This window comes from Planosporangium thailandense, assembly GCF_011947195.1.
GTDB classification, from domain to species: Bacteria; Actinomycetota; Actinomycetes; order Mycobacteriales; family Micromonosporaceae; genus Planosporangium; species Planosporangium thailandense.
The window spans coordinates 129,256-149,762 of record NZ_JAATVY010000016.1 but is presented as its reverse complement, the minus strand read 5'-3'; the positions used below and the strand labels follow the sequence as shown (position 1 = coordinate 149,762).

The window sequence follows — 20,507 nt, the reverse complement described above, 5'->3', positions numbered from 1 at the left end:
CCACCTGAGACAGGGAGTCGACCATGACCGACCGGCACGCGGAGCTGGACGCCGCGCTGGAGCGCGTGATCTCCGCCGCTCGGGCCCATCTGGCGGCGGTCAAGGCCGCCGACGGGCGCACCGACGACGACCAGGTGTGGCGCGCGTACGTCGAGCTCAACAACGCCTCGTTCGACTACGACGAGAAGCTGCTCGACGCGTACGGCGAGGTGACGCCGTGGGACGTCGACCTCATCGACGCGGACGAGGCCGAGAAGCAGTTCGCCCGGGGCGCCGGGCCCGCTGACGATCCGCACCCGCGGGTGGTGTCGGTCCGCCAGCGTCGCGACTACCGGGTCCCCAGCATCAGCGCGCTGCTGAGCCTGGCGGACGCCGCGCGGCGCGCGAGCCCACGCGCCGAGGACGAGCCGTTCGCGCCCGTCGAGTCCGTCGGCGAGGCGATGCTCGAGCTCATGCAGGCCGGCGACGGCTCGCTGGGCGCGCTGGACATTCCCGAGCTGGAGTCGCTCAACGGGGTAGTCGTGGTCGCGGAGGTCGACGCCGGGCTGGACCCGGAGGCCTTCGAGGACCACGACGGCACCGGCCCGTTCGCGCTCGGCGCCGGCGACCGGCTCGTCGACCGGCTCGACGAGCACACCTACGTCGAGCCCGACGAGGACTCCGGCGACCGGGGCGACGACACCGGCCGGTGACCGGCTGCGGTGATCAGTACGACAGTCCGGGCTGAGGCTGGGCGCTGACCCTGCGGCGCAGCATCACCTGCCTGGTGCCGTCGGCGTACAGCCGCACCCGGGCCAGCTCCCAGCCCGCGTACTCGGCCTGAATCGTCAACTGCGCCGTTGCGGTCAGCCGGTCGACATTCGATGGCAACCGCAACGGCACGTACTCGTAGTCCATGGTTTCCGATCCTGCCCCCACGTACGCCGCTTTGACCAGCTTCGCCGGTCAGGTTTGGCGCTCCGGGTAGCCGGACGGCACCGCGGACACGTCGTCGAGCGCGGCGCGGATCTCCGGCGGCAGCTCCACCGTCTCCGACTGCAGCGCGCCGAGCAGCTGCCCGACCGACCGGGCGCCGAGCACCGGGGCGACGACGCCGGGCCGGTCGCGTACCCAGGCGAGGGCCACCTCCAGGGGGGAGACCCCGAGGCCGCTGGCGGCGGTGACGACCGCCTCCACGATGCCGGTGCAGCGCGCGTCGAGGTACGGGGCGACGAACGGCTCGAAGTGCGGGGACGCGGCCCGCGAATCGGCGGGCACGCCGGAGCGGTACTTGCCGGTGAGCACGCCGCGCCCGAGCGGCGACCAGGGGAGCACGCCGAGGCCGAGCGCCTGGCACGCCGGCAGCACCTCCCGCTCCACGCCGCGCTCCAGCAACGAGTACTCGACCTGCGCGCTGACCAGCGGGGTCCGGCCGGGCCAGGCCTGCTGCCAGGTGGCGGCCTGCGCGGTCTGCCAGCCGGAGAAGTTGGAGATCCCGGCGTACCGCACCCGCCCGGTGGCCACGGCCGTGTCCAGCGCGGCGAGCGTCTCGTCGATCGGGGTGTCCGGGTCGTAGCCGTGCACCTGCCACAGGTCGAGGTGGTCGGTGCCGAGCCGGGTGAGGGTGGCGTCCAGCGCGCGCAGCAGGTGCGCGCGGGAGCCGTCCCGGCGGCGCGTCATCCCCGGCCGCAGCCCGGCCTTCGACGCGATGATCAGCTCGTCGCGGGGTATGAGGTGGCCGAGCAGGCTGCCGATGACCGACTCGGCGTCGCCGTCGCCGTACACGTCGGCGGTGTCCACGAGGTTGCCGCCGGCGTCCCGGAACGTCTTCAACTGCCCGGCGGCGTCGTCGGTATCGGTGTCCCGGCCCCAGGTCATCGTGCCGAGGGCCAGCCGGGAAACCGTCAGCCCGCTCCGGCCGAGCGGTCGTTGTTGCATGGTCAGACACGATACGGCGCGGGCGCGTGGAAGGGCGCTGCGACGCCCCGCTGCCGCGCACCGCTACTCTGGCGTAACCCGCGTTCACCCGTATGCGTGGCGCGGGTTTCTGGCCGGCTCGCAGTGGGGAGAATCGATGCGTCTGGGACTCAACATCGGCTATCAGACGGCCTGGTCCACTCCGGCCGACCATCTGGCGCTCGTCCAGGAGGCCGACCGGCTGGGCTACGCGGTGGCCTGGGTCGCCGAGGCGTACGGCTCGGACGCCCCGACGATGCTGGCCTGGTTCGCCGGCCAGACCAGCCGGATCGAGCTGGGCAGCGCGATCCTGCAGATCCCGGCCCGTACGCCGGCGATGACCGCAATGACGGCGGCGACGCTCGACACCGTCTCAGGTGGACGGTTCCGGCTCGGCCTGGGCGTGTCCGGCCCGCAGGTGTCGGAGGGCTGGCACGGGGTGCGCTTCGCCAAACCCCTCGAGCGGACCCGCGAGTACGTCGACATCGTCAAGATGGCCCTCGCCCGCGAGAAGGTCGAGTACCACGGCCGGCACTACGAGCTGCCGCTGCCCGGCGGGCCGGGCAAGGCGCTGCGGCTGACCCTGCACCCGGCCCGCGAGTACGTCCCCATCTACCTCGCCGCCGTCGGGCCGAAGAACCTCGAGCTCGCCGGTGAGATCGCCGACGGGTGGCTCGCGGTCTTCTACTCCCCGGAGTTCGCCGACGAGCAGCACGCCCACCTCGCCGCCGGCCGGGCCAAGGTGGGCAAGGACCTGACCGGCTTCGACGTGGTGGCCAACGTCCCGGTCGTCATCGGTGACGACGTCACCATGTGCGCCGAGCTCGTGCGCAGCTACGCCGCGCTGTACGTCGGCGGTATGGGCAGCCGCAACCAGAACTTCTACAACCAGCTCGCCACCCGGATGGGCTACGGCGACGCCGCCCGCGAGGTGCAGGACCTGTACCTGGCCAAGAAGTACCAGGAGGCGGCGGCCGCGGTCCCGATGGAGTTCATCGACCGCACCTCGCTGCTGGGGCCGGTGGACCGCATCGCCGAACGGATGAAGGCGTATGCCGAAGCCGGCGTGACCACGCTCTCAACGGTACTGTTCGTCGGTGACGCCGACGACGGGGTCCGCGCCCTGCGTCAGATCAGCGAGGCGTACGCCAAATCCGGAGTAGGGGAGTAGGCCGAACGTGCACATCTGGCAGGCGATTCTGCTCGGCATCGTCGAGGGTCTCACCGAGTTCCTGCCGGTCTCGTCGACCGGGCATCTCACCGTCGTGGAGAAGCTGTTGGGCCTGCGCGTCGACGACGCGGGCGTGACGGCGTACACGGCGATCATCCAGGTCGGCGCGATCGCCGCGGCGATCATCTACTTCTGGCGCGACATCGTGCGCCTCGTCCTCGGCTTCGTTCGCGGGGTCACGAGCGCCGAGGCCCGTCAGTCCCAGGACTGGCGGATGGCGATGAACGTGATCGTGGGCACCATCCCCGTCGCGGTCGTCGGGCTGCTGGCCAAGCCGCTGATCGAGGGGCCGTTGCGTAGCCTCTGGGTGGTCGCCAACGCGCTCATCGCGTGGTCGGTGGTGATGGTGTTCGCCGAGTACCGCGCCACGAAAAAGCGCGGCGAGGCGGACCTGGGGGTCAAGGACGCGGCTCTGATCGGGCTGGCCCAGTGCGCGGCGCTGGTGCCCGGCGTGTCCCGCTCCGGCGCCACGATCAGCGCCGGTCTGCTGCGCGGCGTCGACCGCGTGGCCGCGACCCGGCTGTCGTTCTTCCTCGGCATCCCCGCCCTCACCGCCGCCGGCGGGCTGGAGGCGGTCAGCCAGGCCAAGCAGGTGTCGGCGACGGTCGGCTGGGCGTCCACGGGCGTCGGCATCGTGGTCAGCTTCCTCGTCGGGTACGCCTCGATCGCCTGGCTGCTGAAGTTCGTGGCCAACCACTCGTTGGTGTCGTTCGTCGGGTACCGGGTCGCCGCGGGCCTGGCGGTCATCGGTCTGCTGGCCTCGGGGTTGATCGCCGCCACCTGAGCGCAGGTCACCCGATCGTGTGATCCGCCGTACCCGCCCGGGTGCGGCGGATCACTGCTTTTGGGCGGTCGTAGCCACAGCTTTTGTGCGGTCGTAGCCACATCGGTCAGCATGATCATGAAGCGTGCCGGCGCGGCACGTAGGCTGCGACCGTGACCACCGTCATCCTGCTCCGGCACGGCCGGACCACCTCCAACGCCGACGGCACCCTGGCCGGCCACCAGCCGGTGGCGCTCGACAGCACCGGACAGTTACAGGCCAAGGCGGCCGGGGAACGGCTGGCCGGCGTCCCGCTGGCCGCCACGGTGACCAGCCCGCTGCCTCGCTGCCGGGAGACCCTGGCGCTGGCCCTGCCGGATGCGCGGCCGCAGGTCGACGAGCGCCTGATCGAGTGCGGGTACGGCGACTGGGAGGGCCGGTCGCTGAAGACACTCGCCAAGGACCCGCTGTGGAAGGTGGTCCAGCAGCACCCGTCCGCGGCGGCCTTCCCCGCCGGCGAGCCACTCCCGGCGATGTCGGCGCGCGCCGTGGCGGCCGTCCGGGAGTGGGACGCCCGTATCGGTGCCGAGCACGGGCCGAACGCACTGTGGCTGGCCTGCAGCCACGGCGATGTGATCAAAGCCATCGTCGCCGACGCCCTCGGGGTACATCTGGACATGTTCCAGCGGATCGTGATCGAGCCGGCCTCCCTCACAGTGATCAACTACACCCCCCTGCGGCCGTTCGTGGTCAGGCTCAACGACACCGGCCTGCCCCTTTCCACACTCGTGCCGCGCGGGAAGGCGCGGCGGCGGCGCTCGGCGCGCGACTCCGACGCCGAGGTCGGCGGCGGCGCGGGAGTGGCCGAGGATGCGCTCTTCAGGGGCATGGACCGACGCGACACGCGCCGTCCGGGCGGATAGGGTCTTCCATATGAGCCACCAGGTGTACGCGTTCGAACCGCCGGAGCGGTTCGTGGCCGGGACCGTGGGTGAGCCGGGGGAGCGGACGTTCTTCCTGCAGGCCCGCGGCGGCGGCCGGCTGGTCACCGTGGCGCTGGAGAAGGTGCAGGTTGCCCTGCTGGCCGAGAAGCTCGACGAACTGCTCGTCGAGGCGCACCGGCGCTTCGGAGTGGAGCTGCCACCGGCGGACCTGACGCCCGCCGACAACGACCCCCTCGAGACCCCCCTTGACGAGGAGTTCCGGGTCGGCACCCTCGGGCTGGCCTTCGACGTCGACACGGCGACCGTCGTGATCGAGGCGATCGCGGTGGGTGAGGGTGAGATCGAGGGCGAGGAAGAGGAGGACGACGAGGAGGAGCTGACCGCGGACCGCGACCGGCTGCGGGTGCGGCTGACGCCGCAGGCCGCCCGCGCGTTCATCGACCGGGCCCGCAAGGTGGTCGCCTCCGGCCGCCCGCCGTGCCCGCTGTGCGGCCAGCCCCTCGACGCCAGCGGCCATCTCTGCCCCCGGCACAACGGTTACCGGCGGTAATCCGCGGTGACAGCGGATCCGACCGACGAGGCCGACGTCACGGCCGGCCCGGTGTCGCCCGCGCTGGCGGAGGACGACGCCCTCGCCCTGCTCCGCCACGGCGAGCTGGAGCTGGAAGGACGGCTGGTCGACGCGTCGAACGCCACGCTGCGGGCCGTCATCACCGCCGACGGGGTGACGGCGCGCTGCGTGTACAAGCCGGTCGACGGCGAGCGGCCGCTGTGGGACTTTCCGGACGGCACCCTGGCCGACCGGGAGGTGGCGGCCTACCAGCTATCGGCGGTCGCGGGCTTCGACGTGGTGCCGCCGACCGTGCTGCGCGACGGCCCGCTCGGCCCCGGCATGTGCCAGCTGTGGATCGACGAGGAGCGCCAGGACGCGCCGCTGCTCGGGTTCGTGCCCGCCCGGCAGGTGCCGCCCGACTGGCGCAGCGTCGTGGCCGCGCGCGACGAGCGGGGGCGACCGTACGCCCTCGCGCACGCCGACGACGCGCGGCTGGCCCGGATGGCGATCTTCGACGCGGTCGTCAACAACGCCGACCGCAAGGGCGGCCACATCATCGTCACCGTCGACGGCCGGGTGTACGGCGTCGACCACGGCGTGACCTTCCACGCCGAGGACAAGCTGCGCACGGTGCTGTGGGGCTGGGTCGACGAGCCGTTGCCGGCCGACGGCGTCGAACTGCTGGAGAAGCTGCGGGTCGAGCTGACCGGCCGGCTGGGGCCGACCCTCGCCGAGCACCTGACGGAGATGGAGATCGGCACGCTCGCGATGCGGATCGACCGGCTGCTCGCCACTCGTCGCTTTCCGCAACCGAGTGAGGACTGGCCGTCGATCCCGTGGCCGCCGATCTGATCAACGGTGTGAGCCGGCCGTCGCTTTGATCGAACCCACGGCGTGGCCGCTACCCGCCGGCACTACCCTAGACCGCCATGGAGTCATGGTCGGCACCCGTCATCCCGTCGCTGCCCGGCAGCGGTACCACGCTTGCCCTGTTCGACTCGGCCCGGCGCGAGGTCGCGCCGACGGCGGCCGCTGACGAGCGCCGGCCAGCCACGATGTACGTCTGCGGCATCACGCCGTACGACGCCACCCACCTCGGCCACGCGGCCACCATGATCACCTTTGACCTGGTGAACCGGGCGTGGCGCGACGCCGGGCTGCCCGTCCGGTACGTGCAGAACGTCACCGACATCGACGACCCGCTGCTGGAGCGTGCCGCCCGCGACGGGGAGGACTGGGTCGTGCTCGCCATGCGGGAGACCGCGCTGTTCCGCGAGGACATGGAGGCGCTGCGGATCCTTCCGCCGGAGCGCTACGTCGGCGCGGTCGAGTCGATCCCGCGCATCGCCGCCCGGGTCGTCGACCTGCTCGACCGGGGCGCGGCGTACCGGCTCGACGACGGCACCGGCGACGTGTACTTCGACATCAGCGCCGCGCCGAGGTTCGGGTACGAGTCGAACCTGTCCCGCCCGGAGATGCTGCGGCTGTCCGCCGAACGCGGGGGAGACCCGGAGCGTCCCGGCAAGCGTGACCCGCTCGACCCGCTCCTGTGGCGCGGCTCCCGCGACGGCGAGCCCTCCTGGCCCGGCGGGGACCTGGGGCCGGGCCGCCCGGGCTGGCACATCGAGTGCGCGGTCATCGCCATGGATATCCTCGGAGACACCCTCGACGTGCAGGGCGGCGGCAACGACCTGCTCTTCCCGCACCACGAGTGTTCGGCGGCGCACGCGGAGGTGCTCACCGGCGTCGCGCCGTTCGCCCGGCACTACGTACACGCCGGGATGATCGGCCTGGACGGCGAGAAGATGTCCAAGAGCCGCGGCAACCTGGTCTTCGTCTCGCGGCTGCGGGCCGACCACGTGGACCCGATGGCGGTCCGGCTCGGGCTGCTCGCCGATCACTACCGCACCGACCGGCAGTGGACCGACGACGTGCTCAAGGCCGCGCAGCAGCGGCTGGCGCGCTGGCGCGAGGCGGTCGCGGTGCCCGCGGGGCCGTCGGGCGCGGCGGTGCTGGCCGGCGTACGCGAGCGGCTGACCGACGATCTCGACGCGCCCGGGGCCCTGGCCGTGGTCGACGCGTGGGCCGACGCGGCCCTCGCGGGGGAGGGCGCCGACGCCGAGGCACCGGCGCTGGTACGGGCGACCGTGGACGCGCTGCTCGGCGTCCTGCTGTAGAACTTTCGCCTGATCCTGAAGGGCTTGCGGGCCTATAACCCCACGAACCCTTCACGATCACGGGAGGCTTAGCCGAGCGCGAGGTCCGGGCCGTCGTCGGGCAGCCCAGGGCGCGCCGCCGGCACCCGGTACTCCTCGGTCAGCGTCGTCATCGGCCCCGGCCAGGTCGCCTGCGCGACCTCGATCGGCCGGTGGTCGGCGTCGAACGCCACGTGGAGCAGGACCAGCACCGGCGTGTCCGGGCGGATCTGCAGCAGCTCCGCCTCCTCGCGGGTCGGCAGGCGAGCGCTGAGGTGGTCGGTCGCGGTCGTGTACCGGCGGCCGGTCACCTCCTCGACCTCCTGGTAGAGCGGCCGGCCGAAGGTTTCCGGCCGCTCCAGCGAGGTGCCGGCCGTGTCCGACGGCCGTAGCCAGGACGCGCCGATCTCCACCGGCGCCTCGCCGGTGCGTACGAGGTGGCGGCGGGCGAGCAGCTCGGCGCCGGGAGCCAGGCCGAACGCCTCGGCGACCTCGGCGGGCGCCGGGGCCCGGCCGACGAACACGAGCTGTTGGCGGTAGCGGGCGGCCAGGTCGGCGTGGTAGCCGCGCTGGAGCCCGTACCGGCCCCGCGACAGCCGGTTGAGCCGGCGCTTGGTCCCTCGCACGTACGTGCCGGAGCCCGGCTTGGTGATGAGCAGCCCCTCGACCCGGAGCTGGTCGATGGTGCGCTGAACGGTCTGCTTGGCAACGCCGTAACCGGCTGCGAGGGCGGGGATGGAGGGCAGCCGCTCGCCGGGCGCCCACTCGCCGCGGTGGATGCGGGCGCGCAGTTCGGCGGCGATCTGCCGGTGCGGGAACTCGGCCGCGCCGGGGTTGATGCTCATGCTCTCAACCTAGCATCCTAGGACGGCGTAGCGTGTGTGGCGCGGCGCACAAAGCAGTTCGCAACGCCACCTACCGGCACGTAGCTGGAGGGGAGTCTCTAAGGTTTTGGCATGCAGGTGACTCAGTCGGCCAAGCTCGCAAACGTCTGTTATGAGATCCGTGGTCCGGTTCTGCGCCGGGCGAAGCAGATGGAGGCCGAGGGTCAGCGCATCCTCAAGCTCAACATCGGCAACCCCGCGCCGTTCGGCTTCGAAGCGCCGGAGGAGATCCTCCAGGACGTCATGCTCAACCTGCCCAACGCCCACGGGTACGGCGACTCCAAGGGGCTGCTGTCGGCCCGGCGCGCGATCGTGCAGTACTACCAGCAGAAGGGCCTGGGCGGCGTCGACATCGAGGACGTGTACCTGGGCAACGGTGTGTCCGAGCTGATCGTCATGGCGATGCAGGGTCTGCTCGACAACGGCGACGAGGTGCTGTTGCCGGCGCCCGACTACCCACTGTGGACGGCGGCGGTGAGCCTGTCCGGCGGGAAGCCGGTGCACTACGTGTGCGACGAGCAGTCGGGTTGGCTTCCCGACCCCGCAGACGTGGAGTCGCGGGTCACCGACCGTACCCGCGCGATCGTCATCATCAACCCCAACAACCCCACCGGCGCGGTGTACTCGACGGAGGTGCTCGAGAGCCTCGTGGAGATCGCCCGCCGGCACAACCTGGTCATCTTCTCCGACGAGATCTACGACAAGATCCTCTACGACGGCGCCACCCACACGTCGACCGCGACGCTCGCCCCCGACCTGGTCTGCGTGACGTTCAACGGGCTGTCCAAGGCGTACCGGGTCGCCGGGTTCCGCACCGGATGGATGGTCATCTCCGGCGCGAAGCAGCACGCGGAGAGCTACATCGAAGGCCTGGACGTCCTGGCCAACATGCGCCTGTGTCCCAACATGCCGACCCAGTTCGCGGTGCAGACAGCACTCGGCGGCTACCAGAGCGTCAACGACCTGGTGCTGCCCGGCGGACGCCTGGTCGAACAGCGCGACACCACCTGGAAGCTGCTCAACGAGATCCCGGGGGTGAGCTGCGTCAAGCCGACCGGCGCGCTGTACGCGTTCCCGCGGCTGGACCCGGCGATGTACCCGATCGTCGACGACGAGAAGTTCGTCATGGACCTGCTGGTGGCCGAGCGCGTGCTCGTGGTGCAGGGGACCGGGTTCAACTGGGGCAGCCCGGACCACTTCCGGATCGTCACGCTGCCGCGGGTGGCCGATCTCGAGGACGCGATCGGCCGGATCGCCCGCTTCCTGAGCACCTACAAGCCCTAGGCCCCGACCGGCGGTGTCACCAGGTCGGCCCCGTCGCGGACGGGCCGGCCTGGCCGCCGCGCCGGCGCAGGTACCTCTCGAACTCCTGGGCGATCTCGTCGCCGCTCAACGGCTGCAGGCCGGCGTCGCCGGAGCGCTCCTCCAGCTCCCGCACGTACTCCGCGAGCTCGGCGTCCTGCTCGGCGGCGGCCCGCAGGCGCTCCTCCCATTCGGCCGACTCCTCGCCCAGGTCGGCCACGGGCACCGGCAGGTCGAGGACGTCCTCGACGCGGTGCAGCAGCGAGAGGGTCGCCTTGGGGCAGGGCGGGTTGTTGGCGTAGTGGGGGACGTGCACCCAGAACGACATCGCCGGGATGTCAGCGCGGGTGCAGGCCTCCTGCAGGATGCCGACGATGCCGGTCGGCCCCTCGTACCGGTTGGGGGTCAGGTTGTGGCGTTCGATGAGGGCGCGGTCGGACGCGCTGCCGGTCACCGGCAGCGGCCGGGTGTAGGGCACGTCAGCCAGTAGCGCGCCGAGCAGCACGATCTGGTTGACCTCCAGGCTGTGACAGATCTCCAACAGCGAATCGCAGAAGGTCCGCCAGCGCATGCTGGGCTCGATGCCGCGGATCAGCACGACGTCGCGCTCGGTGCCGGGGGGCGTGGCCACCGAGAACCGCGTGGTCGGCCACTCGATGCGCCGGGTCTCGCCGTCGGCGAGGGAAACGATCGGGCGGTTGACCTGGAAGTCGTAGAAATCTTCGGGGTCCATTTCGGCCACCGGACGGGCGTCCCACATCTGCTCTAAGTGCTCCACCGCGGCGGTGGAGGCGTCCGCCGCGTCGTTCCACCCTTCGAACGCGGCGATGGCGACAGGTGAGCGCAATACTGGAAGGCCGTCGAACTCGGTCACACTCCCAAGCCTACGTGTCCATGTCGGGATCGGCGTCCCGGCCGCGCCGCCCGTCGTGTCGCAAGCCGTTTTCGGCACGTGATGTAACGCTGACCGCATCGCGGGAAGCCGGGTGGGAGGTACCCACCCTTTCCGGCTAGCCTCTAGGACGTGTCGATCCCACTGCTCAGCGCCCTGTCCGAGCGAGTGCTCATCGCTGACGGTGCGATGGGCACGATGCTGCAGGCCGCGGATCTCTCGCTCGACGACTTCGACGGCCACGAGGGCTGTAACGAGGTCCTCAATGTAACCCGTCCCGACGTGGTCCGCAGCGTGCACGAGGCCTATCTGGCGGCCGGCGCGGACTGCGTAGAAACGAACACGTTCGGCGCAAACCTGGGCAATCTCGGCGAATACGGGATCGAGGACCGCGTCCGCGAGCTGTCCGAGGCGGGCGCACGGCTGGCGCGGCAGGCCGCGGACGCCTGGTCGACGCCTGACCGGCCGCGTTTCGTCCTCGGCTCGGTCGGCCCGGGCACCAAGCTGCCCACGCTCGGCCACGCGCCGTACGCCCGGCTGCGCGACGCCTACGCCGACAATGTCGCCGGCCTGCTCGCCGGCGGCGTCGACGCCGTCCTCGTCGAGACCTGCCAGGACCTGCTCCAGACCAAGGCCGCCGTCGTCGGCGCCAAGCGGGCCATGGCCGCGGCCGGCGTGACCGTGCCGGTGATCTGCCACGTCACCGTCGAGACCACCGGCACGATGCTGCTCGGCAGCGAGATCGGCGCCGCGCTGACCGCGCTCGAACCGCTCGGCATCGACCTGATCGGGCTCAACTGCGCCACCGGCCCCGCCGAGATGAGCGAGCACCTCCGCTACCTGTCCAAGCACGCCACGGTGCCGCTGTCGGTCATGCCCAACGCCGGTCTGCCCGAGCTGACCAGCGAGGGCGCGGTGTACCCGCTGACCCCCGACGAACTCGCCGAGGCGCTCGACCGGTTCGTCACCGAGTACGGCGTGTCGCTGGTCGGCGGCTGCTGCGGCACGACCCCGGAGCACATCGCGGCCGTGGTCGCCCGGTTGGCCGGCAAGCGGCCGACGCCGCGTGAGCCACAGCCGGAGCCTGGCGTGGCGAGCATCTACCACCACGTGCCGTTCGCGCAGGACGCGAGCGTCCTCATGGTCGGCGAGCGGACCAACGCCAACGGCTCCAAGGCCTTCCGGGAGGCGATGCTCGCCGGGGACTGGCAGGCCTGCATCGAGATCGCCCGCCAGCAGGCCCGCGACGGGTCGCACCTGCTCGACCTGTGCATCGACTACGTCGGCCGGGACGGCGCGGGCGACATGCGCGAGCTCGCCGGCCGCTTCGCCACCGCCTCCACGCTGCCGATCATGCTCGACTCGACCGAGCCCAATGTGATCGAGGCGGGCCTGGAGATGCTCGGCGGGCGCTGCGTGGTCAACTCCGTCAACTACGAGGACGGCGACGGCCCCGGCTCCCGGTACGCGCGGGTCATGCCGATCGTGCGCGAGCACGGCGCTGCGGTGGTGGCGCTGACCATCGACGAGGAGGGCCAGGCCCGGACCGCCGAGTGGAAGGTACGCGTCGCCTCCCGGCTCATCGACGACCTGACCGGCCGCTGGGGCCTGAAGCTGCCCGACATCCTGGTCGACTGCCTCACCTTCCCGATCGCCACCGGCCAGGAGGAGACCCGCCGCGACGCCCTCGAGACCATCGAGGCGATCCGCGAGATCTCGCGGTTGTACCCGGGAGTCAACTTCACCCTCGGTATCTCCAACGTCTCCTTCGGCCTCAACCCGGCCGCCCGGCAGGTGCTCAACTCGGTCTTCCTGCACGAGTGCGCGCAGGCCGGTCTGACGAGCGCCATCGTGCACGCCTCCAAGATCCTTCCGATGGCCCGCATCCCGGACGAGCAGCGCGAGGTCGCGCTCGACCTGGTCTACGACCGGCGCCGCGACGGCTACGACCCGCTGCAGCGGTTCATCGAACTGTTCGAGGGCGTCGACGTGGCCAGCGCCCGCGCGTCCCGCGCCCAGGAGCTCGCCGGCCTGCCGCTCGACGAACGGCTCAAGCGCCGCATCATCGACGGCGAGCGGACCGGCCTGGAGGCCGACCTGGACGCCGCGCTGGCCGACCGGCCCGCACTGTCGATCATCAATGACATCCTGCTCGACGGCATGAAGGTCGTCGGTGACCTGTTCGGCTCCGGCCAGATGCAGCTGCCGTTCGTGCTGCAGTCGGCCGAGGTCATGAAGTCCGCCGTCGCCTACCTCGAGCCGCACATGGAGAAGTCCGACGCCGGCGGCAAGGGCCGGATCGTGCTCGCCACCGTCAAGGGCGACGTGCACGACATCGGCAAGAACCTCGTCGACATCATCCTGTCCAACAACGGCTACGAGGTGGTCAACCTCGGCATCAAGCAGCCGATCACGGCGATCCTCGAGGCCGCCGATACCCACGACGCCGACGCCATCGGCATGTCCGGGCTGCTGGTCAAGTCCACGGTCGTCATGAAGGACAACCTGGAGGAGATGAACACCCGCGGCGTCGCCGACCGGTGGCCGGTGCTGCTCGGCGGCGCGGCGCTCACCCGCGCGTACGTCGAGGACGACCTGCGCGAGCTGTACCAGGGTGACGTCCATTACGCCCGCGACGCCTTCGAGGGGCTGTCCCTGATGGACCGGGTGATGACCGCCAAGCGGGGCGGCGCGGCCGTCGTGGACGCCGAGCGCGAAGCCGCGCTCGCCGCCCGTCGGGCCCGGCGTCAGCAGACCGCATCGGTACGCGAAGAGCTGCCCGACGTGGACGACACCTCGGTACGGTCGGACGTCGCCGCCGACGCGCCCGTACCGACGGCGCCGTTCTTCGGCACCCGGGTCGTGCGCGGTATCCCGCTCGCCGACTATGCCGCGCTGCTCGACGAGCGGGCCACCTTCATGGGCCAGTGGGGCCTGCGCGGTGCCCGGGGCGGCACCGGACCGTCCTACGAGGAGCTGGTCGAGACCGAGGGCCGGCCGCGACTGCGGCACTGGCTCGACCGGCTCGCCACCGACAAGACGCTGGAAGCCGCCGTCGTCTACGGGTACTTCCCGGCGTACTCGGAAGGCAACGACCTGGTCGTGCTGGACGAGAACGGACACTCTGAGCGGGCCCGGTTCACCTTCCCGCGCCAGCGCCGCGACCGTCGGCTCTGCCTCGCCGACTTTTTCCGGAGCCGCTCCGACGGTCCGGACGTGGTCGGTTTCCAGCTCGTCACGGTCGGGCAGCCGATCAGCGAGTACACCGCGAAGCTGTTCGCCGAGCACGCCTACCGCGACTACCTGGAAGTGCACGGGTTGTCGGTGCAGCTCACCGAGGCGCTCGCGGAGTACTGGCACAAGCGGGTACGCGAGGAGCTGGTCCTTCCCGACGGCCGCCGGGTCGCCGACGACGACCCGGCCGACCTCGACGGGCTGCTGCGTACCGACTACCGGGGCTGCCGGTACGCGCTCGGGTACAGCGCCTGCCCGGAGCTCGAGGACCGCGCGAAGATCGTTGACCTGCTGCAGCCGGCGCGGATCGGGGTGACGCTGAGCGAGGAGTTCCAGCTCATGCCCGAGCAGGCCACCGACGCGATCATCGTGCACCACCCGGAGGCGAGCTACTTCAACGCCAAGTGAGGCGCTGAGCTGGGAGCTGAACAGCAGCACACCGACGGTGGCGGCCAGCACGGCTGTGACCGCTGCCAGCCGCCGGTGCAGGTGCCGTGATGCCGGTGGTGGGATGGTCTCGCCCGCCGGGACGAGCTGACCACCCCACCCCCGACCGGTGGCCGGATCCGGCGTCGGGTCAGGCAGGGCTCGCCAGGTCGTCGAACTCGACGACCTGGCGCACCTCGACCTCGACCTCCTCGAACAGGGCGGCATACCGCTGGGCGAACGCGACGGCTTCCGCTCGGTCCATCGCGTTGATCAGCGCGAAGCCCCCGATGACCTCCTTGGCCTCGGTGAACGGTCCGTCGGTCGCGGTGATCCCCGCGCCTCGGGCCTTGCGGACCAGCGCACCCTTCTCGGACGGATGGACGCCCTCGGCGGTGATCAGGATGCCCTTGTCGATCGCTTCCTGGATGAACGCGCCCATCTTCGCCATGAACTCCTGGCTGGGGTTCCACGCCTCCGGAGCACGCTCGTCGAGTCGGTGCATCATCAGAAACCGCATTGCTTCTCCCTTGTCGCGTCGGGCTGGGGTCCGGTCGATCCGGGACGCGTTGGCCAGCCGTCACCCATGCGTCGAACGGGGGCACGCGATTTCGACAGGTTCTCGATGGAAATTTTTCGCGCGACGCCGCCACGCCGCCCATGTCATGCGCGGCGAGTACCAGGCTATTAGCCTACTTGCTAACTATTAGCATGTGCACTAATAATCGTCGGGTGAGTCCTGCGGACACCGAGCATCCGGCACCCTCGGTCGAGGAGGCTGACCGCGTGTTCGTGGCGCTGGCGCATGAGGCGCGACGCCACGTGCTGCTTCTGCTCGCCCAGCGCGGCGAGCTGCCCTCTGGTTACCTCGCCGCCCGCTTCCAGCACAGCTGGCCGACGACCAGCCGCCACCTGAAAGTGCTCGAGGAAGCCGGCCTCGTAGAGGTGCGACGGCAGGGTCGCAGCAGCACCTACCGCCTCAATCGGGCACACCTGAAGCGCGTGGTGAACGGCTGGCTGCAGTACCTCGAACCGGTCGGCCCCGAACAGCGCTGGTGCCCTTCCGGACCGAGGTCGACCACAGCGCTGGCCGAGCAGGCGTCCCCGGAGTCACCCGAGAGCGAGCCAGGCAACCGACGACGAAGGGACGGACCAGCGAAGTGAGCACGACGGGCCCCAGAATCTTCCGCATCACCGCCGAGGTCGCAAACCTGGAAGACGCGACCGCCTTCTACTCGACGCTGCTCGGCCTACCGGGGCAGCGACACCCGGGCTCGCGCCACTACTTCAACTGCGGTGGCGTCATCCTCGAGATACTCGACGTCACCAGCGGAGGCATGAAGCCCACCCCCGGACCGAAATCGATCTACTTCGCCGTCGATGACCTTGCCGGAGTCCACGCCCGCGCGAAGGAACTCGATGCGCTGGCACCGTTCGATGTGCACGGACAGCCGGCGGGAGACATGATCGAACGACCCTGGGGGGAGCGCTCCTTCTACGTCACCGATCCGTGGGGCAACGAGCTGTGCTTCGTCGTCGACGGCACGCTGTACACGTAAGCCTCTTCGAACGCGGCGACCGCTGCCCGATCGGCCAGCCTCGTCCTGGCGGGTTTCGGGCGCCGGGTTGAACGAACACGCGCAGCCCGGGATTGTGTTGTCGCGTCGAGAACGGGCCGGCCGCCGGGGCGGTGCCGCGACAGCCCGTGCTCACCCGGGACAATGCGATCGGTGCCATTCGCCCGGCGCGGTGTCTGGTCCCGGTCGTGATCCACCGCTCGGAAGGACGCCGAACATGATCACACGCGACGACGTCGACACCGCCGTACCGCGAATCTCCGGCCACGTGCGCCGCACCCCGCTCGCCGAGGTCGAAGCCGGCTCGTTCCCCGGCCAGGTCTGGCTCAAGTGCGAGTTCATGCAGCACACCGGCAGCTTCAAGGCCCGCGGTGCGTTCAACCGCATCCTCACCGCCCGCGAACTAGGGGACCTCGACCCCGCGGTCGGGATCGTGGTCGCCTCCGGCGGCAACGCCGGCCTGGCCAACGCCTACGCCGCCGCCACACTCGGCGTACCCGCGACCGTGTACCTGCCGACCAACGCGCCGCCGGTGAAGGTGGCCATGCTGCGCGCCCTCGGTGCCCGCGTGGTGTCGCACGGCGAGGAGTACGCCGAAGCGTACGAGGCCGCCGTCAAGCACGCCGCCGACACCGGTGCGGTGTACTGCCACGCCTACGACCAGCCCGAGATCGCCGCCGGCGCCGGTACCCTCGGCCTGGAGATCCTCAGCCAGTTGGGTGGGGAGAACGTGGACACCATCGTGCTCGCCGTCGGCGGCGGCGGGCTCATGGCCGGCGTCGCGGCCGCGGTCGAAGGGATCGCCCGGGTCGTCGCGGTGGAGCCTGAGGCGATCCCCACCCTGCACGCCGCGCTCGCGCACGGCGGCCCGGTCGACGTGGCCGTGAGCGGCATCGCCGCCGACTCCCTCGGCGCGCGGCGCATCGGCGACATCGCGTACGCCGTCGCCGTCCGCACCGGCGTGCACTCCGTCCTGGTCCGCGACGAGGACATCATCGCTGCCCGCAAGGCGCTGTGGGAGCACCGCCGCATCGCCGTGGAGCACGGCACCGCCGCGGCGCTCGCGGCGCTGACCACCGGCGTCTACCGGCCGCAGCCCGGTGAACGAGTCGTGGTCGTACTGTGCGGCGCCAACACCAACCCCGCCGACCTGGCGTAGCCGGCGCGGCGCGAGCGGACGTCGCCCTGTCGTCTCGTCAGTCGTGGCGCGGAGTACTACCGCTGCCGGAGGCGAGCTGGCCGCCGACGCCCCAGTGCTCGCCGGGTACCTCCTGGATCACCACCCAGACTCCGTCGGGGTTCCCGCCGCAGGTACGCACGAACGCATCGGTCACCTCGCGGACCAGGTCGGCCTTCTGCTCCGGCGTGCGGCCGGGATACATCTCGACGTGGATCATCGGCATGTCCGGCAGCATAGCCGCCCGCAGGGTACCGGCGGGTCATTCGTACCCGAGGCCCTTCTCCTGACGGGAGGCGCGCACGAGAGGCGGCGGTGCGTGTCCCGGCTATCCGGTAAAGGTGATCTTCTGAGCTTCGATGGTGAGGAGCAGGCGCGTCTGGTCGCGGCCGCCGAACCAGGGGTACGGTGCGCCGAGGTAGCGCTGGGAGAGCTGCTCGATGTGGTCTCGCGCGCCGTCGGTGGTGACATTCACGACCCAGCCCCGGATGGCGTAGTAGCGCGCGGGGCTGCGGGGATCGGAGATGGTCAGGGCCACCCGGGGGTCGCGCTCAATGTTCTTGATCTTCTGAAAGCCCTGCACGCTGTTGATGAGAATGTGCCGCCCGTCGGTGTCCGCCCAGGTCTGGGTGAGGTGGGGCGAGCCGTCGGCCATCACCGTGGCGAGAAAACACGTACTGGGCTGGTGCAGCAGGGCGAGCAGGTCATCGGGCAGGTCCACGTCCGGTGTCGCTCCTCTCGGGCAGGGGCGCCGAGCCCCGGCGCGGTACGGCGTCCGTGGCTGACGGCGCGCCGCTCGAACTCCAAGCGTGGCCGGAACGCTCGCCAGCTGCCAACTGCCGGCCCGCCTGCCGGCCTGACCGCCAGTCCACCTGCTTGACATCATGCAGGTAATTACCTGCATAATGAGCCCGTGACCGGCGAGGTGGACAAGGTGTTCAAGGCGCTCGCTGATCCGACCCGCCGCCGCCTGCTCGACAGTCTCCGCCACGAGAACGGCCAGACCCTGGGGCGGCTGTGCGGGCAGCTGGACATGGCGCGTCAGTCGGTCACTCAGCATCTCGCCGTGCTGGAGGAGGCCAACCTCATCAGCACGGTGCGGCGCGGCCGGGAGAAGCTGCATTACCTCAACCCGGTGCCGATCCACGACATCCAGCAACGCTGGATCGCACCGTTCGAACAGCACCGTCTACGCACACTCGACGCCGTCAAGCGACACGCAGAGGAATCGGACATGGCCGCAGACAAGCCCTCGTTCGTCTACGTCACCTACATCCAGAGCACCCCCGAGCGGGTCTGGCACGCGTTGACCGATGCCGACCTCACCGCCGAGTACTGGGGCCACAGCAACGTCTCCGACTGGCAGGTCGGGTCCCGGTGGGAACACCGGCGCGTCGACGGCTCCGGCATCGCCGACGTCATCGGCACGGTGCTCGAGTCGACGCCCCCGACGCGGCTGGTCATCACGTTCGACGAGCCGGGCGCCGAGCCGGCCGGCGGCCCGACGAGGGTGACCTTCCACATCGAACCGTACCGAGCCATCGTCCGGCTGACCGTCACCCACGAGAACCTGGCCGACGGCGATGCGCTGCACGCGGTTTCGGCCGGGTGGCCCGCCGTGATGGCCAACCTCAAGTCGCTGCTGGAGACCGGACACGTCCTGCCGCAGGCGCCCTGGGAGATGCACGCCGAGCTACGCGACGCCCAGATGGCGCGACACGATCCCGCGTGATCGGGCGGCGTCGACCGCGCGCCGAGGTTCCGACGGAACACCGATCACACGGGCGGGCTGCCGGGCCCTAGCAGGCCGAGATGGTGGTCGACGACGGCGATCGGGTCCTCGTGTGACAGCGCGGATCAGTACCGGCAGCCGCAACCCGTCGAGCCGCCTCGCTCTGTGACCGGGACCGTCCATCCGCCGCCCGGCGGACGGTCCGCTGCGGCGCTGCTAGGCGGTGAGCCAGTCGGCGGCCGGACCGCCGTCCGCCGGCCGGTCGCCGGTTAGCGATCCCAGGACGCCGGCGGTGCGCAGGACCTTGAGTACCTGACCGCGCGGATGCGTCACGACCAGCCGCCGGCCCTGGTTGATCGCGGCCTGGCGGGCGGCGACGAGAGCACCCACACAGGTCGAATCGATGAAGATCAGGCCGCGCAGGTCAACGACGACCCGTACCGGGCGCTCCGCCACGGCGTCGAAGAGCGCGTCTCGAAATTCCCGGGCGGTGCCGAGGACGGCCTCGCCAGCGAAGACGACGGTTACCTCATCTTCGTGGCGCTCAACGGCGTGGGCGAGCTGCAACAGGCCGACCTTTCTTGTCCCAGGCAGCACATGCTTTCACAGTCGCGTGCCGGAGACCTCACCCGAGCAGGTTGACCGGCCGCCGGTTGGATAGACCCGCTGGTCGGGGAGTTGACGCCGACCGGCGGATCCAGCCGACCGATCGGCGGCCAGCACCTGCGGCTTTAGTTCGTGTCTGTCGGCTGGTCGTCGCGGTGCAGCCAGGCGAGCATCTCGGGGGCGGCCAGCCGGGCCGCGCGTGTGCGGTACCTGGCGAGCTCCGCCGCGGTCAACAGCGCGCGGCCCGAGCCGGATCTGCCCTGGCGGAAGAAGGCCCGGGTGCTTCTCATCACCCCGGACGGATCGGGCGCCAGTTGGTCGGCGCGGGCCCGCATCTGCTCGAACGACGCGGCCCGGACCAGGTCCGGCCAAGCCGTCGCGGGCACGGTGATCCCCAGTCGTGCCGCGAGCCGCCGCATCTCGCCCTCGAGGTCGGCGGACAGGTCGTCATAGTGCACGAGTACGACGTTCTCCGCGCCGCGGCGAGCCCAGGCGTCGGACAGGTGCCACATGACCCCCGGCAGGGAGTCCAGCTCCTGTCGAGGATCCACGTCCCGGTCGATCCACGACGCCAGCCACTCGTGCAGGGGCTGGCGCGGGCGAGTGGGCGCGGCCGGCTCGGGCTGACCGGTGAGCTGGCGGATCCGCTCGTGGTCGAGGTTGTCGCCCTGGTGGTACAGCGACACGGCCATGTCGAGCGGGTGCCTGGCGACCACGATGTACGTGGCCCGCGCGTCGAGCGGTATGCCGTCGAGTGGGGTATGGGTCTTGATGAATCGTCGATGCTGCTGGGCGGTGAGCCGGGCGAACACCTCGTCGCGCGGCGTGATGAGCCAGTCGAGCCACGGTGACAGCTCCGCCAGCGGCGCCGGCAGGTCCGGGCTGCCGAAGACCAGCAGCGCACAGATCATCTGCATCCACGTGGTGCCACTCTTGGACCGCGTACTGATCACGATGTCGCCCGGGCGGAACGGGAAGCCCAGCCAACGGGCGCTGTCTTCGTCTTCCGAGCGGTAGCGGACGGGGTCACTCGGCACGCGCCGAGAATAACAACCG

Annotated in this window: 22 protein-coding genes; 13 read left to right on the top strand and 9 right to left on the bottom strand. The window is 70.9% G+C overall.

Going from position 1 to position 20,507, the window contains the following annotated elements:
* Positions 1-23: 23 nt before the first annotated feature.
* A complete protein-coding gene (locus HC031_RS21205; RefSeq protein ID WP_167927112.1) occupies positions 24-692 on the top strand; it encodes a hypothetical protein in 669 nt (222 codons plus the stop codon).
* A gap of 13 nt (positions 693-705) precedes the next feature.
* On the opposite strand, the gene HC031_RS21200 is transcribed toward HC031_RS21205, so the two are convergent.
* Positions 706-897 (bottom strand): DUF5703 family protein, encoded by a 192-nt coding sequence (locus HC031_RS21200; protein ID WP_167927111.1) that lies wholly within the window; start codon positions 895-897, stop codon positions 706-708.
* A 48-nt stretch (positions 898-945) separates the two neighbouring features.
* On the bottom strand, positions 946-1,917 hold the full coding sequence (locus HC031_RS21195) for an aldo/keto reductase (RefSeq protein WP_167927110.1): 972 nt from the start codon (positions 1,915-1,917) through the stop codon (positions 946-948).
* A gap of 136 nt (positions 1,918-2,053) precedes the next feature.
* Here HC031_RS21195 and HC031_RS21190 point away from each other — a divergent pair, with 136 nt between their 5' ends.
* The 6 genes from HC031_RS21190 to mshC all read left to right on the top strand — a co-directional run bounded on the left by HC031_RS21190 (position 2,054) and on the right by mshC (position 7,603).
* The gene (locus HC031_RS21190; RefSeq protein ID WP_167927109.1) at positions 2,054-3,106 is read left to right on the top strand and encodes an LLM class F420-dependent oxidoreductase; all 1,053 of its coding nucleotides are present in this window, start codon (positions 2,054-2,056) and stop codon (positions 3,104-3,106) included.
* A 7-nt stretch (positions 3,107-3,113) separates the two neighbouring features.
* Complete coding sequence (locus HC031_RS21185) at positions 3,114-3,950, top strand: undecaprenyl-diphosphate phosphatase (protein ID WP_167927108.1); 837 nt, start codon at positions 3,114-3,116, stop codon at positions 3,948-3,950.
* A 152-nt stretch (positions 3,951-4,102) separates the two neighbouring features.
* The gene (locus tag HC031_RS21180) at positions 4,103-4,852 is read left to right on the top strand and encodes an MSMEG_4193 family putative phosphomutase (protein ID WP_167927107.1); all 750 of its coding nucleotides are present in this window, start codon (positions 4,103-4,105) and stop codon (positions 4,850-4,852) included.
* Between the two features lie 10 nt (positions 4,853-4,862).
* The gene (locus HC031_RS21175; RefSeq protein WP_167927106.1) at positions 4,863-5,423 is read left to right on the top strand and encodes a DUF3090 domain-containing protein; all 561 of its coding nucleotides are present in this window, start codon (positions 4,863-4,865) and stop codon (positions 5,421-5,423) included.
* 51 nt (positions 5,424-5,474) lie between these two features.
* Positions 5,475-6,278 (top strand): SCO1664 family protein, encoded by an 804-nt coding sequence (locus HC031_RS21170; protein WP_167927137.1) that lies wholly within the window; start codon positions 5,475-5,477, stop codon positions 6,276-6,278.
* Positions 6,279-6,355: 77 nt separating this feature from the next.
* The gene (gene mshC / locus HC031_RS21165) at positions 6,356-7,603 is read left to right on the top strand and encodes a cysteine--1-D-myo-inosityl 2-amino-2-deoxy-alpha-D-glucopyranoside ligase (protein WP_167927105.1); all 1,248 of its coding nucleotides are present in this window, start codon (positions 6,356-6,358) and stop codon (positions 7,601-7,603) included.
* Positions 7,604-7,671: 68 nt separating this feature from the next.
* Here mshC and HC031_RS21160 read toward each other — a convergent pair whose 3' ends face one another.
* On the bottom strand, positions 7,672-8,466 hold the full coding sequence (locus HC031_RS21160; protein WP_167927104.1) for a GntR family transcriptional regulator: 795 nt from the start codon (positions 8,464-8,466) through the stop codon (positions 7,672-7,674).
* A gap of 111 nt (positions 8,467-8,577) precedes the next feature.
* Here HC031_RS21160 and HC031_RS21155 point away from each other — a divergent pair, with 111 nt between their 5' ends.
* Positions 8,578-9,789, top strand: a complete 1,212-nt coding sequence (locus tag HC031_RS21155; protein WP_167927103.1) for a pyridoxal phosphate-dependent aminotransferase — start codon at positions 8,578-8,580, stop codon at positions 9,787-9,789.
* A gap of 16 nt (positions 9,790-9,805) precedes the next feature.
* Here the strand turns inward: HC031_RS21155 and HC031_RS21150 are convergent, their stop codons facing one another.
* Positions 9,806-10,681: a PAC2 family protein gene (locus HC031_RS21150; protein WP_167927102.1), complete on the bottom strand. Its 876-nt coding sequence runs from the start codon at positions 10,679-10,681 to the stop codon at positions 9,806-9,808.
* Positions 10,682-10,843: 162 nt separating this feature from the next.
* Here HC031_RS21150 and metH point away from each other — a divergent pair, with 162 nt between their 5' ends.
* The gene (gene metH, locus HC031_RS21145) at positions 10,844-14,341 is read left to right on the top strand and encodes a methionine synthase (protein ID WP_167927136.1); all 3,498 of its coding nucleotides are present in this window, start codon (positions 10,844-10,846) and stop codon (positions 14,339-14,341) included.
* A 169-nt stretch (positions 14,342-14,510) separates the two neighbouring features.
* Here metH and HC031_RS21140 read toward each other — a convergent pair whose 3' ends face one another.
* Positions 14,511-14,879 (bottom strand): YciI family protein, encoded by a 369-nt coding sequence (locus HC031_RS21140; RefSeq protein ID WP_205863019.1) that lies wholly within the window; start codon positions 14,877-14,879, stop codon positions 14,511-14,513.
* Positions 14,880-15,091: 212 nt separating this feature from the next.
* Between HC031_RS21140 and HC031_RS21135 the strand changes: the two genes are divergently transcribed.
* The 3 genes from HC031_RS21135 to HC031_RS21125 all read left to right on the top strand — a co-directional run bounded on the left by HC031_RS21135 (position 15,092) and on the right by HC031_RS21125 (position 17,095).
* Positions 15,092-15,523, top strand: a complete 432-nt coding sequence (locus HC031_RS21135) for a metalloregulator ArsR/SmtB family transcription factor (RefSeq protein WP_167927101.1) — start codon at positions 15,092-15,094, stop codon at positions 15,521-15,523.
* Positions 15,520-15,918, top strand: coding sequence for a VOC family protein (locus tag HC031_RS33995; protein WP_167927100.1), 399 nt, complete (start codon positions 15,520-15,522; stop codon positions 15,916-15,918). The genes HC031_RS21135 and HC031_RS33995 overlap by 4 nt, the downstream gene beginning before the upstream one ends.
* Positions 15,919-16,153: 235 nt before the next feature.
* On the top strand, positions 16,154-17,095 hold the full coding sequence (locus HC031_RS21125; RefSeq protein WP_167927099.1) for a threonine/serine dehydratase: 942 nt from the start codon (positions 16,154-16,156) through the stop codon (positions 17,093-17,095).
* Between the two features lie 37 nt (positions 17,096-17,132).
* Here HC031_RS21125 and HC031_RS21120 read toward each other — a convergent pair whose 3' ends face one another.
* The gene (locus tag HC031_RS21120) at positions 17,133-17,339 is read right to left on the bottom strand and encodes a 2-hydroxymuconate tautomerase (RefSeq protein ID WP_167927098.1); all 207 of its coding nucleotides are present in this window, start codon (positions 17,337-17,339) and stop codon (positions 17,133-17,135) included.
* A gap of 102 nt (positions 17,340-17,441) precedes the next feature.
* Positions 17,442-17,834, bottom strand: a complete 393-nt coding sequence (locus HC031_RS21115) for a TIGR03618 family F420-dependent PPOX class oxidoreductase (protein WP_167927097.1) — start codon at positions 17,832-17,834, stop codon at positions 17,442-17,444.
* Between the two features lie 192 nt (positions 17,835-18,026).
* Here HC031_RS21115 and HC031_RS21110 point away from each other — a divergent pair, with 192 nt between their 5' ends.
* A complete protein-coding gene (locus HC031_RS21110; protein WP_338090763.1) occupies positions 18,027-18,845 on the top strand; it encodes an ArsR/SmtB family transcription factor in 819 nt (272 codons plus the stop codon).
* A 216-nt stretch (positions 18,846-19,061) separates the two neighbouring features.
* On the opposite strand, the gene HC031_RS21105 is transcribed toward HC031_RS21110, so the two are convergent.
* Positions 19,062-19,412: an STAS domain-containing protein gene (locus tag HC031_RS21105; protein WP_167927096.1), complete on the bottom strand. Its 351-nt coding sequence runs from the start codon at positions 19,410-19,412 to the stop codon at positions 19,062-19,064.
* 164 nt (positions 19,413-19,576) lie between these two features.
* Entirely contained in the window at positions 19,577-20,488 is a 912-nt protein-coding gene (locus HC031_RS21100; RefSeq protein ID WP_167927095.1) for a sulfotransferase domain-containing protein, read from the bottom strand.
* Between the last annotated feature and the right edge of the window lie 19 nt (positions 20,489-20,507).

Coding starts and splice junctions, on each gene's coding strand:
- mshC (WP_167927105.1), top strand. CDS start 6,356: ATGGAGTCATGGTCGGCACCCGTCATCCCGTCGCTGCCCGGCAGCGGT.
- HC031_RS21175 (WP_167927106.1), top strand. CDS start 4,863: ATGAGCCACCAGGTGTACGCGTTCGAACCGCCGGAGCGGTTCGTGGCC.
- HC031_RS21120 (WP_167927098.1), bottom strand. CDS start 17,339: ATGCCGATGATCCACGTCGAGATGTATCCCGGCCGCACGCCGGAGCAG.
- HC031_RS21200 (WP_167927111.1), bottom strand. CDS start 897: ATGGACTACGAGTACGTGCCGTTGCGGTTGCCATCGAATGTCGACCGG.
- HC031_RS21205 (WP_167927112.1), top strand. CDS start 24: ATGACCGACCGGCACGCGGAGCTGGACGCCGCGCTGGAGCGCGTGATC.
- HC031_RS21155 (WP_167927103.1), top strand. CDS start 8,578: ATGCAGGTGACTCAGTCGGCCAAGCTCGCAAACGTCTGTTATGAGATC.
- HC031_RS21140 (WP_205863019.1), bottom strand. CDS start 14,879: ATGCGGTTTCTGATGATGCACCGACTCGACGAGCGTGCTCCGGAGGCG.
- HC031_RS21125 (WP_167927099.1), top strand. CDS start 16,154: ATGATCACACGCGACGACGTCGACACCGCCGTACCGCGAATCTCCGGC.
- HC031_RS21195 (WP_167927110.1), bottom strand. CDS start 1,917: ATGCAACAACGACCGCTCGGCCGGAGCGGGCTGACGGTTTCCCGGCTG.
- HC031_RS21190 (WP_167927109.1), top strand. CDS start 2,054: ATGCGTCTGGGACTCAACATCGGCTATCAGACGGCCTGGTCCACTCCG.
- HC031_RS21160 (WP_167927104.1), bottom strand. CDS start 8,466: ATGAGCATCAACCCCGGCGCGGCCGAGTTCCCGCACCGGCAGATCGCC.